Source organism: Vibrio injensis (assembly GCF_001895205.1).
GTDB lineage: Bacteria > Pseudomonadota > Gammaproteobacteria > Enterobacterales > Vibrionaceae > Vibrio > Vibrio injensis.
On the sequence record NZ_BDJF01000027.1, the window covers coordinates 661,870 to 678,713 of the forward strand.

General features: G+C 43.0%; 15 protein-coding genes and 1 tRNA gene. 10 read left to right on the top strand and 6 right to left on the bottom strand.

All coding sequences use genetic code 11. The annotated features are described in order from the left end of the window. The first annotated feature begins 41 nt into the window (after window positions 1-41). The 4 genes from cra (at window position 42) to BSR11_RS14910 (ending at window position 7,389) form a co-directional block, all read left to right on the top strand. Window positions 42-1,022 (top strand): catabolite repressor/activator, encoded by a 981-nt coding sequence (cra, locus tag BSR11_RS14895; RefSeq protein ID WP_072671114.1) that lies wholly within the window; start codon window positions 42-44, stop codon window positions 1,020-1,022. 74 nt (window positions 1,023-1,096) lie between these two features. After that, entirely contained in the window at window positions 1,097-2,239 is a 1,143-nt protein-coding gene (locus BSR11_RS14900; protein ID WP_072671115.1) for an exonuclease SbcCD subunit D, read from the top strand. 3 nt (window positions 2,240-2,242) lie between these two features. After that, window positions 2,243-5,287, top strand: a complete 3,045-nt coding sequence (locus BSR11_RS14905; RefSeq protein ID WP_072671116.1) for an AAA family ATPase — start codon at window positions 2,243-2,245, stop codon at window positions 5,285-5,287. 53 nt (window positions 5,288-5,340) lie between these two features. Beyond that, window positions 5,341-7,389, top strand: a complete 2,049-nt coding sequence (locus tag BSR11_RS14910) for an ATP-binding response regulator (RefSeq protein ID WP_072671117.1) — start codon at window positions 5,341-5,343, stop codon at window positions 7,387-7,389. 139 nt (window positions 7,390-7,528) lie between these two features. On the opposite strand, the gene cqsA is transcribed toward BSR11_RS14910, so the two are convergent. Continuing rightward, on the bottom strand, window positions 7,529-8,710 hold the full coding sequence (gene cqsA, locus BSR11_RS14915; protein ID WP_072671118.1) for an alpha-hydroxyketone-type quorum-sensing autoinducer synthase: 1,182 nt from the start codon (window positions 8,708-8,710) through the stop codon (window positions 7,529-7,531). Between the two features lie 455 nt (window positions 8,711-9,165). Further along, window positions 9,166-9,816: an isoprenoid biosynthesis glyoxalase ElbB gene (gene elbB / locus BSR11_RS14920; RefSeq protein ID WP_072671119.1), complete on the bottom strand. Its 651-nt coding sequence runs from the start codon at window positions 9,814-9,816 to the stop codon at window positions 9,166-9,168. A gap of 94 nt (window positions 9,817-9,910) precedes the next feature. Here elbB and yjjG point away from each other — a divergent pair, with 94 nt between their 5' ends. Next, complete coding sequence (gene yjjG / locus BSR11_RS14925) at window positions 9,911-10,585, top strand: pyrimidine 5'-nucleotidase (protein WP_072671120.1); 675 nt, start codon at window positions 9,911-9,913, stop codon at window positions 10,583-10,585. Between the two features lie 53 nt (window positions 10,586-10,638). Here the strand turns inward: yjjG and rnk are convergent, their stop codons facing one another. Continuing rightward, the gene (gene rnk / locus BSR11_RS14930; RefSeq protein ID WP_072671121.1) at window positions 10,639-11,049 is read right to left on the bottom strand and encodes a nucleoside diphosphate kinase regulator; all 411 of its coding nucleotides are present in this window, start codon (window positions 11,047-11,049) and stop codon (window positions 10,639-10,641) included. A 240-nt stretch (window positions 11,050-11,289) separates the two neighbouring features. Between rnk and phnR the strand changes: the two genes are divergently transcribed. After that, entirely contained in the window at window positions 11,290-12,009 is a 720-nt protein-coding gene (gene phnR, locus BSR11_RS14935) for a phosphonate utilization transcriptional regulator PhnR (protein WP_072671122.1), read from the top strand. 81 nt (window positions 12,010-12,090) lie between these two features. Here the strand turns inward: phnR and BSR11_RS14940 are convergent, their stop codons facing one another. Continuing rightward, a complete protein-coding gene (locus tag BSR11_RS14940) occupies window positions 12,091-12,879 on the bottom strand; it encodes a siderophore-interacting protein (RefSeq protein WP_072671123.1) in 789 nt (262 codons plus the stop codon). Window positions 12,880-13,049: 170 nt separating this feature from the next. On the opposite strand from BSR11_RS14940, the gene BSR11_RS14945 reads away from it, so the two are divergent. Further along, complete coding sequence (locus BSR11_RS14945; protein WP_072671124.1) at window positions 13,050-13,577, top strand: NUDIX hydrolase; 528 nt, start codon at window positions 13,050-13,052, stop codon at window positions 13,575-13,577. Between the two features lie 126 nt (window positions 13,578-13,703). After that, window positions 13,704-14,207, top strand: coding sequence for an RNA-binding S4 domain-containing protein (locus tag BSR11_RS14950; RefSeq protein ID WP_072671125.1), 504 nt, complete (start codon window positions 13,704-13,706; stop codon window positions 14,205-14,207). A 39-nt stretch (window positions 14,208-14,246) separates the two neighbouring features. On the opposite strand, the gene BSR11_RS14955 is transcribed toward BSR11_RS14950, so the two are convergent. Next, the gene (locus BSR11_RS14955; RefSeq protein WP_004396488.1) at window positions 14,247-14,435 is read right to left on the bottom strand and encodes a hypothetical protein; all 189 of its coding nucleotides are present in this window, start codon (window positions 14,433-14,435) and stop codon (window positions 14,247-14,249) included. 118 nt (window positions 14,436-14,553) lie between these two features. Here BSR11_RS14955 and BSR11_RS14960 point away from each other — a divergent pair, with 118 nt between their 5' ends. After that, window positions 14,554-14,991 (top strand): TM2 domain-containing protein, encoded by a 438-nt coding sequence (locus BSR11_RS14960; protein WP_072671126.1) that lies wholly within the window; start codon window positions 14,554-14,556, stop codon window positions 14,989-14,991. Window positions 14,992-15,065: 74 nt separating this feature from the next. Here the strand turns inward: BSR11_RS14960 and BSR11_RS14965 are convergent, their stop codons facing one another. Continuing rightward, window positions 15,066-16,298 (bottom strand): L-lactate MFS transporter, encoded by a 1,233-nt coding sequence (locus BSR11_RS14965; RefSeq protein ID WP_072671127.1) that lies wholly within the window; start codon window positions 16,296-16,298, stop codon window positions 15,066-15,068. Window positions 16,299-16,695: 397 nt separating this feature from the next. Between BSR11_RS14965 and BSR11_RS14970 the strand changes: the two genes are divergently transcribed. Beyond that, a tRNA-Gly gene (locus BSR11_RS14970) sits at window positions 16,696-16,770 on the top strand. The last annotated feature ends 74 nt before the right edge of the window (window positions 16,771-16,844 follow it).

Genomic DNA, 16,844 nt, shown 5'->3' on the forward strand with positions numbered 1-16,844 from the left:
ATTGTTTCTATGATCCCACGCACAGAACCCGAGTAGTGGATATGACACTAGATGAAATTGCCAAATTAGCTGGCGTGTCAAAAACGACGGCCAGTTATGTGATTAATGGCAAAGCGACCAAATATCGCATTAGCCAAAAGACTCAGCAAAAAGTCATTGCCATTGTTGAGCAATACGATTACCGCCCAGATTTGGCGGCTTCTTCGTTAAGGGCGGGTAATAGTCGTTCGTTTGGTTTGATTATTCCTGATTTAGAAAACACCAGTTATGCCAAATTAGCCAAATTACTTGAATATAATTCACGCCAAGCGGGCTATCAAATATTAATTGGTTGTTCTGATGATGATGCAGAAATTGAAAAAAATGTTGCCCACGCTCTCGTCTCTCGGCGGATTGATGCTTTATTTGTGGCCAGTAGCTTGACAGACGCCAGTGAGTTTTATTGGCAGGTTCAACAAGCGGGCACGCCGGTGATTGCTATTGACCGACCTTTGGATGATGAATATTTCCCTTGCGTGGTCAGTGAGGATTTCAGTGCTGCTTTTGAGCTGACTCAATCGGTGTTGAGTGATGAAGTGACCAGCGTTGGTTTGATTGGTGCATTGCCTGAATTGAGTATCTCCCAAGAGCGGCAAATGGGCTTTGAATCGGCATTGAAACAGGCAAATAAGCACATGATGCTCGGTTATGGTGAGCACTTTAATCGCGAGGACGGACGGCGAGTGTTCGCACAGTGGTACGCACAAGGCCAGGTGCCTGATGCCGTGGTGGTGACTTCTTATACCTTATTAGAAGGGGTATTAGATGTGTTGTTAGAGCAGCCATTACTAATGGAGAAACTAAGACTGGCAACCTTTGGCGATAATCGATTATTAGACTTTTTGCCGATTAAAATTAATTCATTACCCCAGCAGTTTGAATTGATCGCGGATAGTGCGATGGCATTAGCCTTGAACGCTTCGGCAAAACGTTTTTCCAATGGCATTGAGCTGATCCCACGTCGGCTAAAAGTTCGCCGCTGATCAATGAAAGCGATGATCTTATAATGGCTTAAGGTTATCATAGGCTTAACATAACCTTTGCTTATAGGCTGGCAATGAAGTTTTTACACACTTCCGATTGGCATTTAGGCCGCCACTTTCATAATGTCTCTTTATTGGATGACCAACGGCAGGTCTTAAACCAACTTATCGATTATATCACTCATCATCCGGTGGATGTGTTGTTGATCGCCGGTGATATTTATGATCGTTCTGTACCACCGACTGCCGCAATTGAGTTATTGGATGAAGTGTTAACGCGCATTTGTCAGCAATTACAGACCCCAGTGATCATGATTCCTGGCAACCATGATGGCGCGAAACGTTTAGGTTTTGCGGCAAAACATATGCAGTCGTCTGGTTTGCATATTATCAGTGACTTTACGCAAATGTTACAGCCTGTGGTGCTTAGCTCAGAGCAAGCCGGGGAAGTGGCTTTTTATGGTATGCCTTATAGCGATCCTGAGCAGGTTCGTGATGCGTTTAAAAATAAGGTCAGTACTCATGATCAGGCGCATCAATTTCTTTGTCAGCAGATTGTCGACACGTTTAATCCCAGCCAACGCCATGTCTTGCTCAGTCATTGCTTTGTTGATGGCGCAAGTACTTCTGATTCAGAGCGACCACTGTCGATTGGTGGCGCTGACTGTGTGAATCACCAGCATTTTTTACCCTTTGATTACGTGGCGCTAGGGCATCTACATCAGCCGCAATATAAAGGTCAAGACTATATTCGCTACAGTGGCTCACTGATGAAATACAGCTTCTCTGAGCAATATCATAAAAAAGGCATGACTTTGGTTGAATTGAATCAACAGGGTTTTGTTTCAGCACAATCGATTCCGCTCACTGCGCCTCATGATATGCGTATTGTCGAGGGCGAGTTAGAGGCATTACTGGCCCAAGGTCAACAGGATCCTCATGCAGATGATTATCTGCTAGTACGTTTAATGGATAAGCATGCCATTTTAGATCCGATGGAAAAACTGCGTAAAGTATACCCAAATGTGTTGCATTTAGAGAAACCGGGCATGCTAATGGACAGCCAGCAGCCGATGGGGCGTGCTCGCTTGGCGCGTGGTGAGATAGATATGTTTCGCGATTTCTTTCTTGAAGCTAAGCAAGAGCCGTTAACGGAATTGCAAACGCAGGCGATTAGTCAAGTCATCCAGTCACTGAAAAATCAGGAGTCAAATTAAGTTATGCGTCCAATTACTTTGACTCTGCAAGCTTTTGGTCCATTTGCCAACCAGCAAGTAGTCGATTTCAGCGCTTTTGGTCATGCGCCGCTATTTTTAATCAATGGTCCAACTGGAGCGGGAAAAAGCTCGCTGCTCGATGCAATATGTTATGCCTTGTATGGTGAAACCACGGGGAGCGAACGTTCTGGCGATCAAATGCGCTGTGATTATGCGCCGGATTCTGTTCTGACGGAAATAGAGTTTGTATTTGAGCTGCATCAGCGGCGGTTTAAGATCATTCGTAGCCCGGATCAGCAGGTCGCTAAGCAGCGCGGTGAAGGTACCACTAAAAAATCCCATGCTGCCAGCTTAATTGAACTGATGGCTAATGAGGAAGAAAAGCTGCTGGCTCACAGTCCGAAGCGTGTTGCTGCCGCTGTATTGGAATTAATTGGCCTAGATGTTAAGCAATTTCGCCAAGTGATGGTGATCCCGCAAGGTAAATTTCGAGAATTATTGGTAGCGAACTCAAAAGAGCGTGAACAAATCTTTGGTCAGCTTTTTCAAACCCATATTTATGCGCAAATTGAACGAGAACTTTCAGAGCGGGCCGCTGGGATCAGTCGTCAAAAAGAACAATTTGATCAGCAAATAAAAGGGGCGCTGAATGTGGTTGCCATGGCCAATGAGGAGGAATTGCAGCAAGCATTGATCAGCATTGAGCCAACCCTAAAACACAATGAGCAAAGCCACCAACAGGCTCAACAGCAGCTTGATGTCCTCAAGCAGCAATGGCATGCGGGGCAAGAGTTACAAGAGAAATTCAGTCAGCAAGAGCAACTGGCTCGCGAACAAGCGCAATTAACGGCGCAACAGACTGAGATCGATGAGCTGCAACTAAGACTGCAACAAGGCCAAAAAGCGGCGCAACTCGATTTACCTTATCAACAATTATCTGATGCACGCCAACAATTGACGCTGGCTGAGCAAGCGCAAAAAAGCCATCAACAAGCGGTGACTCAAGCAGAGCAGCAAGTGGCTAGCGCAAGGTTGGCTCACCAACAGGCTGAGCAAGCCGCGCAACAAATTGAGACGCTAAACCAACAGTTGTATCAACTGGAAAGTATTGGCAAAAAATGGGTGGAGTTAGAGCAACAACAGCGTCAGCAGAGTAAAGCACTTACGGAGTTAAAGGCGGAACAGACTCAGCATCAGCAGTTGAAAAATCAGCTGACTGATCTCGACAATCAGCGCCAACAGCAGCAGCAAGCGTTAGAGTTGCTAGTCAGTCAGCGCAGCGGTCTAGAAGCCAAGCAATTGCTGCTTAGTCAATTAGATGAGCACATTCAGCTGCGTGTTAAGCAGTACTCTTTAACTCAACAAATCACTCAGTTACAGCAGGCGTATCAACAAGCTGGGCAAGCTTATCAGCAGGCGCAGCAACAAACGTTGCAAGCTAGCCAGCATGCCGATCAGTTGGAATTTTATTGGCACAGTAATCAAGCCGCAGAATTGGCACAGAAACTCGTACAAGGCAATCCATGCCCAGTTTGTGGTAGTGAGCATCATCCCCATATTGCACAATTTACTGGTCAAGTAGTCAGTAAAGAGCAAGTTCGGCAAGCTCGTCAGGCGCAGCAACATCATCAAGCGAGTGAAACCGAGCAGCTAAAGCAATACCAAAATGCTGAGAATAGTCTGAATTATTATCAGCAGCAGCTCAAGCAGCTTGCAGAGCAAATTGAGCACAAAGCTCTGCCAGAATTAACCTTATTACAACAGCAATATCAGACCTTAGCAGCGGATATTGAGCGCTTAGCGCAGTTAAATCCACAAGCACTTGAGCAGCAACTGAGCCAAGTGATAGCGGCCTTGCAGCAAGTTCAGTTACAACTTGAGCAGCAGCAGTATAGAGTCGAGCAAGCCAGTAAAGCAGAGATTGAAGCACAAACTAAAGTCGCCAGTTTACAAGCCGAAGTTGCTAGTGAATTTACGGATGCCGCGCAAGTACGCGAAGCCTATGGGCGAGTGAAAAAACAAATGACTGCCTTGCAGCAAGCTGAATTACAGGCACGAACGCAACTCGCGGAGGCTCAGCAAGGGTTTTCTTCCGCTCAAGCAAGTTTAACCAGCGCCGAGCAGCTAGCGAAACGTTGGTTGGCAAGTGAGCAGCGCTTAGCTCAGGAATGGCAAGTGGCGCTTAATGGTAGCACTTTTTCCTCGCTAGAAGATTATTTGCAAGCCAAGTTGACAGAAGAGACGCGTTTATCCATCGAGCAGAAAGTTCGTCAATTTGAACAGCGTCGAGCGACGCTTCAAGGGCAGAGGGATGCGTTGGCTAAGGTATTACACCATCAAACACCACCGAATCTCACCGAACTCAAGGCCGCGGTAGAACAGCAACAAGCGCATGTTACGCTTTGCTTGCAGCAGCTCAGTGAAGTTCGTTCACGTTACGACGGTTTACGTCAAGTGAGCGATAAGCTGGTTACGCTGTATCAAAACAATGCGCAACTGGAAAAAGAGTATCAAATTTACGGCACATTAAGTGATATAGCCAATGGACGCACAGGCGCTAAAGTGAGTCTGCATCGCTTTGTGTTAGGTGTGCTGCTTGATGATGTCTTGATTCAGGCCTCGCAACGCTTACAGATCATGAGTAAGGGGCGGTATTGGTTAAAACGCAAAGAGGAACGCGCCAAAGGTAATACCGGTTCAGGGCTCGATTTAATGGTCGAAGATGGCTATACCGGAAAATGGCGCGATGTGGCGACATTATCGGGCGGAGAATCTTTTATGGCGGCGTTAGCATTGGCATTAGGTTTATCCGATGTGGTGCAAGCCTACAGCGGTGGAATTCGGCTCGATACCCTGTTTATTGATGAAGGATTTGGCAGTTTAGATCCTGAATCGTTAGATTTGGCAATTCAAACCTTAGTGGATTTGCAACAGGGAGGCCGTTGTATTGGTATTATTTCTCATGTTGCTGAGCTCAAAGAGCAAATTGCATTACGTTTGGATATCGTGACTTCAACCCTCGGCAGTAGCATTAAACTTGTTGTATAGTTCAAAGATAGGATAGAGGATTGATCAATGGATCATAGGCAGCGATAACTCATATGGATGCGGTAAAAAAAATATACCAATACGCAGAACCAAACTTAACGTTAGTTGGATGGATGGGCTTCATCGGTTTTCCGATTTACTACTATGTATGGACTTATCTCTTTCCTCAGGGCTATGAATCATTTTGGCTGCGGGGATTTTGCTCGTTGTTGTTTGCTGGGATTGCTTTTCGCCATTCATTTCCTAAAGTTTTACAGCGTTATTTACCTTATTACTATCTCCTGTCGATAGGTTTTTGTTTGCCTTTCTTCTTTTCTTTCATGATGTTGATGAACGATTGGTCAACAGTCTGGGCGATGTCTTTCATGGCCTCAATTTTCTTGCATATTTTGTTAGTTCATGAAACGAAGATAATGTTGCCACAAGCCATTATTGCCGTGCTATTGGCCTACTTCTCGGTTTATGTTGTCGTAGATGCCGCCCCTAGTCAGATGATTTCTTGGACTTATGTGCCTATTTTTATTTTTACTTATGTATTCGGCAATCTGTTCTATTTTCGTAATCAGGTCTCACACGAGAGCAAAGCATCATTAGCAAAATCGTTTGGCGCTGGAATTGCACACGAAATGCGTAACCCACTCAGTGCGCTCAAATCTTCGCTAGATGTTGTTCGCTCTCTGGTACCGGCTCCTCATTCAGGTTTGCAAACCTACATCATTAATCAACAAGATTTACAGCAATTGCATGAAATACTAAATGATGCGGATGAGGTGATTCATTCTGGTAATGAAACGATAGATTTGCTGCTAACATCGATCGATCAGCACCGTGTCTCGACGTCGACTTTTCGCAAGTTATCGGCCGCTGTGGTGGTTGAAAATGCTATCCACTCTTTTGCCTACAAACGAGCGGTTGATCGAGCGGCGGTTTCATTTGTTGTTCATCAGGATTTTAACTTTTTTGGTAGTGATACCTTACTCAAATTTGCGTTGTACAATTTATTGAAAAACGCGTTTTACTATCAAAGCAGCGAAGCTTTTTCAATTCATATTGAATTAAACAGAGTTAATGGACAGAACGTTATTACCGTTAAAGATAATGGCATCGGCATTGAAGCCGAACGGCTCGAAGAAATTTTTAAGGATTTTTATACCTTTGGTAAACATAATAGCTATGGATTAGGGCTGCCTTTTTGTCGAAAAGTCATGCACTCGTTTGGGGGGGAAATTGTTTGTCGTTCCGTCTTTGGTGAATGGACCCAATTTACTCTTCAGTTTCCCGATGTTGAGTCTGAACGCATCAAACAGATAAAACATGAGTTAGTAAAATCTAAATCGATATTATTAATTGGTGAACCGAGTTTATTAAGTCGGCATTTAAATGAACAAGCGTTTTATTTAGGCTTGACTTTGCATACGCTAACACTCAATCAAGCGATGCAAAAGGAAGCGTACGAGTTTGAATTTGATCTTATCTTCGTTGATTTAGCACCATTTGATACACAGTGGGATCAATTGAGCCAGTTGGAAGGTCAGTTGCATTTCACGGAGGCGAGAATATGTTATATTTACGACCAATCTCAGCGCTATCCGGTCAATATTTCTCGTTATTTAACGATTTATCCAATCGAGATACGTCATTTATTAAAAGATAGTATTGGAACTATTGAAAAATTACTATTTTCGATTGATGAAGTTGCAGTCGAACGGGGAAATATTCCACAACGAGAGATCAACTATCAACGAAGTATTCTGCTGGTTGATGATAACGACTCTTTACGTGCTTTCTCAGCTATTTTATTGGAAAGGCAAGGATATGATGTTTATCAAGCTCACGATGGTCAACAAGCCTTAGAGATACTAAAACAACATAAAATGGATTTAATCTTAATGGATGTTGAAATGCCCGTCATTGATGGATTAGAGGCGACCAATATCATCCGAAACTCAATGGCCGAATATCGTAAAACGCCTATTATTGGTTATACTGGGGATAACAGCTCAGAAACAATAAATTGCCTTTATCGTGCAGGAATGAATGATTACATCGTTAAACCTGCTGATAAGGATAAATTGTTAAATAAAGTGGCTGACTGGTTATAGGATATAGGAAGCCTCCTATATCCTATAGTTATTTAAACAGTATTTCTCAATATTAATAAAGTGGATTTTATATAAATTCTTGAGTTTATCTATAGTGATAAATTTAGAATGCTATAAATCTACTTGAGTTAATAGTTAATCATTTAAAATAGAGTTGTTTATTGTTTATCGCAGATTCGCACACTGAGAGAATTTTTTGAATATCAGATTCTTTTAGTGCACTATTTAATGATAATCGAATAATGTTTTTATTTTTTGCTGTAGCAGGCCGACAAAAGACCGCACCAAATACGCCATTCTCTTCTAGAAAATCACGCACGTTTTCGGTATTACGCTCATCACCTGTTTCTAACGCAATAATTTGCGATTGACTACGAATTGTAAAACCAAGATCAAGCAAACCTTGACGTAATCGCTCACTGTGGTGAAAAAGCTGTCTCCTTCTATCATCCGCCGATTGTATTACCGATAAGGTAGCACTGAGCGCGGCGACTTCATAAGGGAGAATGGTTGAGCTAAAGATCGCGGGATAACCGACAAAAGGTAAACAGCGATCAACATGATTATTCGCCCAGATTGCGCCAGCTCGATAAGCAAAACTTTTCGCTAAGCTAACTGTCATAAAATCAACCTGTGATGATAAACCAAGTTCGGCGAGCAAACCGGCACCTTTAGGACCATGAGTGCCGAGTGAATGAGACTCATCAACTAAAATAGCGCAACCATACTGTTTGGCTATTGCGACTAAATCCGTTAATGGGGCGACAGTACCAATTGTGCTGTAAATAGAATCGACCACGATCAATCCTGGTCCATGGCGTTTAATGAGTTTCACTAAATGATCACAGTGATTATGCATAAAAGGGTGCAGATGAGCGTTGGCATAGCGAGCGCCTTCCCAAAGTGACATATGAGCAAAAAAATCGATATAGACATTAGTGTCAGGTGAGCAGATCGTTTGTAAGAGTGCGGTATTCGCATTCCAACCAGACTGAGAAAGTAAACACGTATCAAATTGAGCAAATTGGGCAAGCTGTTGCTCAAGATCAGGTTTATCAGCATCATCTTGTAAAAAGATCGCTGACATAAATACGCTATCAGTACTGTCATCGATGGCTTGCTTTAAGTGAGCTTTAATGAGTGGATGATGAGATAAACTAAGGTAATCATTACTCTGCAAAATAATATCATTAGTGCTTGGACGCTTGCCAAGAACCAAGTGTTTACCATTATTATTGCTATCAATAAGGTCATTAATAAATACATCTAATCGTTGCTGAATAAACTCAGGTAGTTGTTTTTTTGAGGTGCCATATTTCATGGTTAATATCCTTTTTTGAAAGTAAGCGCCAGCTGACAAAGGATATATTGTCGTATAAAAAAATATTGTCATTATCGAAATATTATTATTTTGCGCGTATTAGCAAACTCAATTATAGTGCCTTTATTATGTGTTGTTGATCCGTAGGCTCAGAGAGCCTAATTAAATAGTAATCAATTTAATCGCTCTATTTATTTTTTGTCATTTGAAGGTGTAGTGGTGTAACCATGTTCATTTTTTATCTATGCTGAGGGTAGTGAAAGCTAGAATCACTCTCGGTAACGGTTGTTGTTGGATGAGAGAATTCATCACTGAGTGGTTATCTACTTATAAGATTAAGTCATTCGCAAATAAAGTGAGAATAGCAATAAAATAACCGCCGAAAACAGACGTTTTCAGCGGTATATTAAGTGTAGAGATTGAACGTTATTGGCTTTGAATAAGCGTGCCTTACTTTAAGCCAATTGGATTAAACGTTTAATTAATCGATCAATGCCGACTGCAGCTTGCGATAGATTTTCCGCAAGCATGTAAGCAGGAGTCGAGAGAACGTTATGGCGTTGATCGTAAACATAATCATCAACGGGACAATTCACGTGCTCTCCACCCATTTGATTAAATGCACTTGCTGTGTGTTGGTCATTGCCAATGGTGCCTTCTACGCCGGTTGGATAAATAAGCGGGATGAGTGCAGGCGAGATACATAAATAACCGGCGGGTTTACCACTTTGAGCAAAGTCACGACAGACTTTTGCGACCTGCTCATTGAGCGTGCAGTTGGCTCCTTTGGTGGCAAAATCGCTGAGGTTTTTGGCGACGCCGAATCCACCTGGGAGCAGTAATGCATCAAAATCTTGAACATTGAGCTCTGCCACATCTTGTACTTTGCCACGAGTCAATCTTGCTGCCTCGACCAGTACGTTTCGAGTTTCAAGCATGATTTCACCAGTGAGGTGATTCACCACTTGAGTCTGCTCAATATTTGGCGCAAAACAGGCCCATTGCGCACCTTGTTTTTCTATTGCATAAAGGGCAAGTACCGATTCATGAATCTCAGCGCCATCGAAAACCCCGCATCCACTTAATATCACAGCAATCTTTTTCATTACTCTGCTCCTTAATCAGTTAACGGATCTAATATGAGATTAACATCTTATTAAAAACAATCTACACTTGCTCAGCAAATTTGAGGAGTAAATGATGAAGTACGATTGGATTTTGTTTGATGCGGATGAAACCTTATTCCATTTTGATTCTTTTAAAGGAATGCAGTTGATGTTCTCCCGTAAAGGTGTGGATTTCACCGAGCAAGATTTTATGGAATATCAAGAGGTTAACAAGCCTTTATGGGTAGACTATCAAAATGGTGACATTACGGCAGCACAGCTAAAGCACACGCGATTCGAACAATGGGCAACAAAACTGAATACCACGCCAGCTGAATTAAATAGCGCATTTTTGACCGCGATGGCGGATATTTGTACTTTATTACCTGGCGCTCGAGAATTATTAGAAGCATTACGTGGTAAGGCAAAGCTTGGCATCATCACGAATGGATTTACCGAGCTACAAGATGTTCGATTAACCAAAACTGGCATGAAGCACTATTTCGAGCATATCGTGATTTCAGAACAGATTGGTATTGCTAAACCGGATGCAGGTATCTTCGCCTATGCCATGGAAATGATGGGGCATCCAGCTAAGGAAAAAGTATTGATGGTGGGGGATAACCCACACTCTGATATTTTAGGTGGGTTGAACTTTGGGCTTGAGACATGCTGGTTGAATACTCATCAACATCCAAAACCAAGTGGTATCAATGCGCATTATGAAGTGGCGTCATTACACGAATTAAAAACGATTTTGCTGGCGTAACTAAGATAGGCAAAACCTGATGCAAAGTTAACCTTTGCATCAGGTCAAAGCGTTTAGCGGTTATACTCGCCGTTGCGCTCTGGTTGATCGATAATATCGATGATTTCGATGGTGCGTTCAACGCCGTTTGGCATTGGCCAAGTCAGTTGCTGGCCTTTAGAAAGCCCAAGTAATGCGCTACCAACGGGAGCAAAGATTGAAATATCATCGTTACTCTTAACGTCATGAGGGTACACCAAGGTTTTTTGCATCACATCGTCACTGCCTTGAAACTTAAATTTCACAGTAGAATTCATGGTGACGACATCCGCAGGAATCTCTTCAGGCGCTAACACGGTGGCTCTGTCGAGTTCATTTTCTAGACGTTCTAACTCTTGAGACAACTTAGGTAGTTTGTCCATCAGTGCGCTAATTCGATCCATATCCAGAGTCGATACGATAATCGCGTTATTATTGTTTGGCATTTTGTTTTCTCCAAAAAGAAATACCGCCCTGAACGTATCAGGGCGGCATAGAAACTGATTTAGTGGTACCGCTTGGCACCTATTGTGATATAGAACATAAACCGAATGGAGAGAAAATACAATCTATATGCCCATAGTTTTACATTTTTGCGTTACTATCGACATGTCAGGTATGGTTGGACTCTTCCATTGGCGTTGTCGAGAGAGATATCGGCGCTATCATTTTAATCAAGGATTATCGTGCAGTATTTAGCGATTAAAGACATTATCATTGAACAGATAAGCTCTGGTCAGTTGTCTGCCAGACAAAAACTGCCTTCAGAGCGTAAGCTGGCTGAATCATTCTCAACCACCAGGGTAACTTTGCGTGAGGCGCTCTCTTTACTCGAAGCTGAAGGGCGGATTTATCGAGAAGATCGTCGCGGTTGGTTTATTTCTCCTTTGCCACTACGCTATGATCCAACACAAAATCTAACGTTTGAACAGCTAGCAAAAACTCAGCAACGTGTTCCAATGGTGCAATTACTCTCTGCTAAAAGTCGCTTAGCCAATCAGCAGGCCAGTCACTTATTGCAGCTCAAGCCTTTTTCAGAAGTGTATCATCTTGAACGCGTTCGCTGTTTAGAGCAAAGGCCGGTTGCTTTCGTGACCCATTATGTTAATCCAGAACGTTTTCCGAACTTACTGACTTTAGATGTAAGTCAATCGTTGACTTTGCTCTATCAACAACACTTTTTTACCGAGTGTGCGACGATACGTTACCGTATTACCAGTCGATCACTGTTGGGTGAGATGACACAAGCTCTACGTACGACGCAAGGAACACCGGCAACGGTTATCGAACGAATCAGATACGATGCAAAAGGTGAGTTAATTGATGCTGAAGTAAGTTATTGGCGTCATGATGCCATTGTGATTGAATCTTTACTGACGGTGCAGAGAAAGCACAGTGACGATTAACCATATTAAAAACACGACTGGATATAAGTTGAATATCCAGTCGTGTTTCAGTAAGCCAGTGGGGGAAAAACGGCGTTAGTTTTAACTGTTCGCTTCAGCGTCTTCTCGTTTTATCACTTTATGCCCATCTTCTGTTACGCCATTCTTCCAATAGCTGCTGATGTATATATGATCGCGATCCACTTGCTTGTCATTACGAAAGTATTGGCGAAGCTCGCGCATAGACTCAAACTCACAAGCACACCAAACGGTGCAACGTCCTGCTAACCAAGGTTGAGCTTTTACGGTCTGCGCTAGCGTTTCTCCTTGCTCAGTATGAGCCCAGATGATGTTGACTCCTGGTGGCGCGATTAACGATTGTTGATCGTCAGGATGAGTAATTTCAATCACGGCATAGCCTTGAGCCTGTGAGTCTAAGCTCGCGAGTGTTGTTGCCAGCGCGGGTAGTGCCGTCATATCTGCAGCTAAACAGACCCAATCGGCTGCCCAATTTGGGCCCTGGCTTTTACCTGGTCCGGCGATGAATATTTCATCGCCCACTTTTGCGTTTTCTGCCCAGCGAGCGGCAAAGCCACAGGACAGATCCTCGGTAATATGTCGGACGAAATCGACAGTCATTTGATTGGTTTGAGGATTAAATTCACGAATGGTATAAGTACGTAAAATTGGTCGCTCGTTTGGCATCAATCGCGAGAGATCAGGATCACCTTGTGGGGTGAAAATCAGTTTAAAGTAGCCGCCAATACTTTGCTCACCAAAATGGGCGATGGTATCGCCTTGCAGCACGATACGTTGAATATTGGGAGAAAGGCGCTGAGTCTCGGCCACAGTCACCAGATAGAAGTCACGTTGTTTTTCTTGATTTGCCATATACATTCATCAAAGTAGGGGGTTATTTTCTCTATTACCTTAGCGGTAAATGAATCATTCGGCAATGATAATCGTTGTCGTTTATATCTAAGCCTAAAAAACCAGAGCAAGTCTCACGCCGTGTTGAGGATCATGATAAAATCCATCCTTAAGAAATAAAAAGGTCGTTTATGAAGCATTTACATACCTCTATTCATCCTGAGGTGGCTGAACTCAGTCAATATACTATTGTCCAACGCAAGGCTGCTCGTGCGATCGTTCTCGATGGCGATGATATTTTACTGCTCTACACTCAGCGTTATCATGATTACACCCTGCCTGGAGGTGGTATTGATGAGCATGAAGATATTATTCAAGGGCTCGTGCGTGAGCTGGAAGAAGAGACGGGGGCAAATCATATTCATCATATTCAACCCTATGGTATTTATGAAGAATTTCGCCCCTGGTATCGCGATGATGCAGATGTGATGCATATGATTTCCTACTGCTATTCCTGCAAAGTGGATCGTCAGTTAGGTGATACTCGTTTCGAAGATTATGAAATAAAAAATGGCATGCAGCCGATGTGGGTGAATATCCATCAAGCAATTGCTCATAACGAGCAGACGATGGCTTGTAGTGATAAAAAGGGTATGAGCATTGAAAGAGAGACCTTTTTATTACGTTTAGTCGCTAAAGAAATGGCGATGAAACCCTAAAATAAGTCATGATACCGCCTAATCGACAATGTTGTTGGCTTAGTAGGTATGACAAGCCTTGTTTCTGGTCTTGTCTGTGAGTGTATTCGGTATACACTAGCGCGAAATATTGAATGAGAAATGATCATGAGTCAAAGTGTTGACGACCAACAAGAAGTGGAAATTGAAGCGATTGGTGTAGAAGTTGATAATCAGCCGATTGAATTATATAAGGTGCTCAAGCTGGCTAATGCAGTTAGCGGGGGGGGAGAAGCGAAGCATGTCATCGCTGAAGGCTACGTTGTCGTTAACGGTGAGCTAGAAGCTCGTAAACGTCGTAAATTGTACGATGGAGACTTGATTGAGTTCAATCAAGAATATTATCTAGTGATTTGTGATGCGCCGGTGACAGAGCCGATTGAACGCCCATTAAGTGCAGAAAAAGCACCAACCAAGAAAAAATCAGCCTCCTCGGCCCCTAAAGCAAAAAAATCACAATCTAAAATATCTCAAAGCTCAAGCCGCCAATCTAACCAGAAGAAGGCTAAAAGTAACAGTAAAAATAAGACAACTCATAAAGCGGCTGATGTGGTTACCGTTGATGAGCAACGTGACCACGAGAGCGGACGCAGTCGGATCCGCTTTTTTTAGTGCGATGTGGCAAGGGAGCCAGCGGCTCCCTTGCATTATTTATCGCCAATCATCATCAATAAACGTTCTTCCTTCGAGTGCGTAAGGATCTTCATCGAAAGGGTGTTCCATTTTGCCTCGAAGTTGCTCTAACTGTTTTTCAAGGTGGTTGACGGTTTGAAAATCACCTTCTGAACACGCAACGTAAATTTGTTGCTCTAAAGCATCGATGTTATCTCTAATGTTCATCTCACACCTCCGGTTATCTACGTGAGTTGGGAGTTACTGGCCATTCATGGTTAGTATATACCCTGTTTGGTGAATGTGCAGAGATGGTAACATTCATTATCTGAGGTATAAGTAAAAAATGAAAGGCACTGTTATTGATTTCAATCAGTTCGACCGCACTGGGCTTATTTCCGGTGAGGATGGTAACCGATATCCATTGACTATATACGAGTGGAAAGGCGAACAGGGGCCAAAAATTGGTCTTACGGTTGATTTTTTTGTTCAGGATGGTCAAGCCACCGCGATTTATCCGCTACCGAGCAGTAAGTCATCGAAGAAAATTGTTGCCGCTTTACTGGCATTTTTCTTCGGCTCGTTAGGGGTACATAAGTTCTATTTAGGGTATACCAAACAAGGATTGATCATGTTGTTTGCTTTTCTCTTAGGCTTTTTGTTACTGGGTATACCTTCGGCGATCATTGGCATTATCGCTTTTGTAGAGTTTCTTATTTACGTGACGAGATCCGATGAAGAGTTTGAGCAGACTTATATTTTGAGCCGTAAACCTTGGTTTTAGAGTATTTGGATAAATAAAAACGCGCTGCTTTTTAAAGCGGCGCGTTTGTTATAAGGAAGCGTTGAACCGTGAGATTAAGCAGTTTTCAACTCTAAAACCTCTGGACGAGTCACGGGTTTGGTCACTAAGGCCAGTACAATACACAGAGCCATCATTGCCGCTGAGATACTGTAAGCGAGCTGGTAACCACCACCATGTGTCATGGAATAGCCAACTACCGCCGCGCCAATTGCGCCACCGATGCCCCATGACGTATAGAGAACACCGTAGTTAGTGCCGTAATTTTTTAAGCCATAAAACTCAGCCGTGATCGATGGGAAGACAGCAAGTAACGTACCGTAACCGACAGCGGCGATCGCAGTACCGATAATCAGTGTCCATTCAGAGTCAAATTGAGCAAACAACATCATATTGGCTCCTTGCAGTAAAAAGGCAATCAGTAAAGTCTTTACGCCGCCGATTTTGTCTGACAATACACCCGCAGCAATGCGCCCACCTGAGTTGAAAATCGCTAAAATAGAGGCAAGATAAACGGCATTAGGTAAGCTTGCTTGTACGCTAGCGATATTGGTTATATTGCCAATGACCATTAAGCCAACCGATGCGGCTAGGGCATACATGATCCATAAAGCGTAAAATTGTGGGGTTCTTAGCATGGCTCGCCAAGTCATATCATTATTAGCAGACACTTTTTTGGCTTGTTGTCCCGCTTTTAATACAGGTTCAGCGGGTACATAGCCACTTGGCGGATTATTGATAGTGCATGCCAACGGCACGGCGATAACCAACACGCCGATACCGAGTAAAATGAAGCTAGTTTGAATACCATAATGAGTGATCAGCGTTGAGGTTAAAGGAGCAAGATAAATAGCGGCTAAACCAAAACCTGCGGCAATGAGTCCATTAACCATTCCCTTCTTTGAAGGGTGAAACCACTTCATCGCAGAAGGAGAAAGGCAAGCATAACCAAAGCCGATACCAGCACCAGTGATGATGCCAAAAGTAATATTAAGCATGGCTACGGAGGAAACGAATCCAGAAGCAATCATGCCTAAACCAGTTAGTGAGGTGCCAAGAATAAGAATATTACGTGGTCCCATTTTATCTTGTAGGACACCCGCGATCAGCAATGAAACTGAGAAAGCAATGGTTGCAAGGGCATAAGGGGAAGAGGCATCGGCTGCACTCCAGCCAAAATCATTAACGAGCGCTTTATTAAATACGCTCCAAGCATATAGGATGCCAAGACAAAGGTTGATACAAAAACCAGCTAGAAGAATACGTAGCGCTTTATCAATCTTGCTCATTAGTTGGGATACTCAAAGGTCAGTTCAGGAAAATGCCAACGGCATTAGTTAAAAATTAGTTTGCAATTATCAACACAAATCACAAAACGCGCGGATTATAACCAATATCGGTGTGATTGGAATCACTTTTCACATTTGATTGGTGAAAATTATTGATGCCGCTTGAGTAGAAGTGCGGACCATTGATTTGGGTGATGATATGGGAGTGGTGAGACGAACAAGATCGACATTATGGGAGGTAAAAATGCCTATCATTTGGCCTGGTAAGATTAAAACTTAACCCATTGATATTGGTTTGTTTATTTTACAAGCAAACAAACAGAAATTATTAAAAAAGGCTTTTCTTTTCTCATAACTATGGCAATATACACCCCGTAAGCAAGCCAGACCAAACAAAGCGTGCGTCGTATAATGGCTATTACCTCAGCCTTCCAAGCTGATGATGCGGGTTCGATTCCCGCCGCACGCTCCAATCATAGTTAAAATCACCCAATAAAGCGCAAAATGCGCTGTTTTTTGTCTTTTATCCAGCAGATAGTCGCTTCC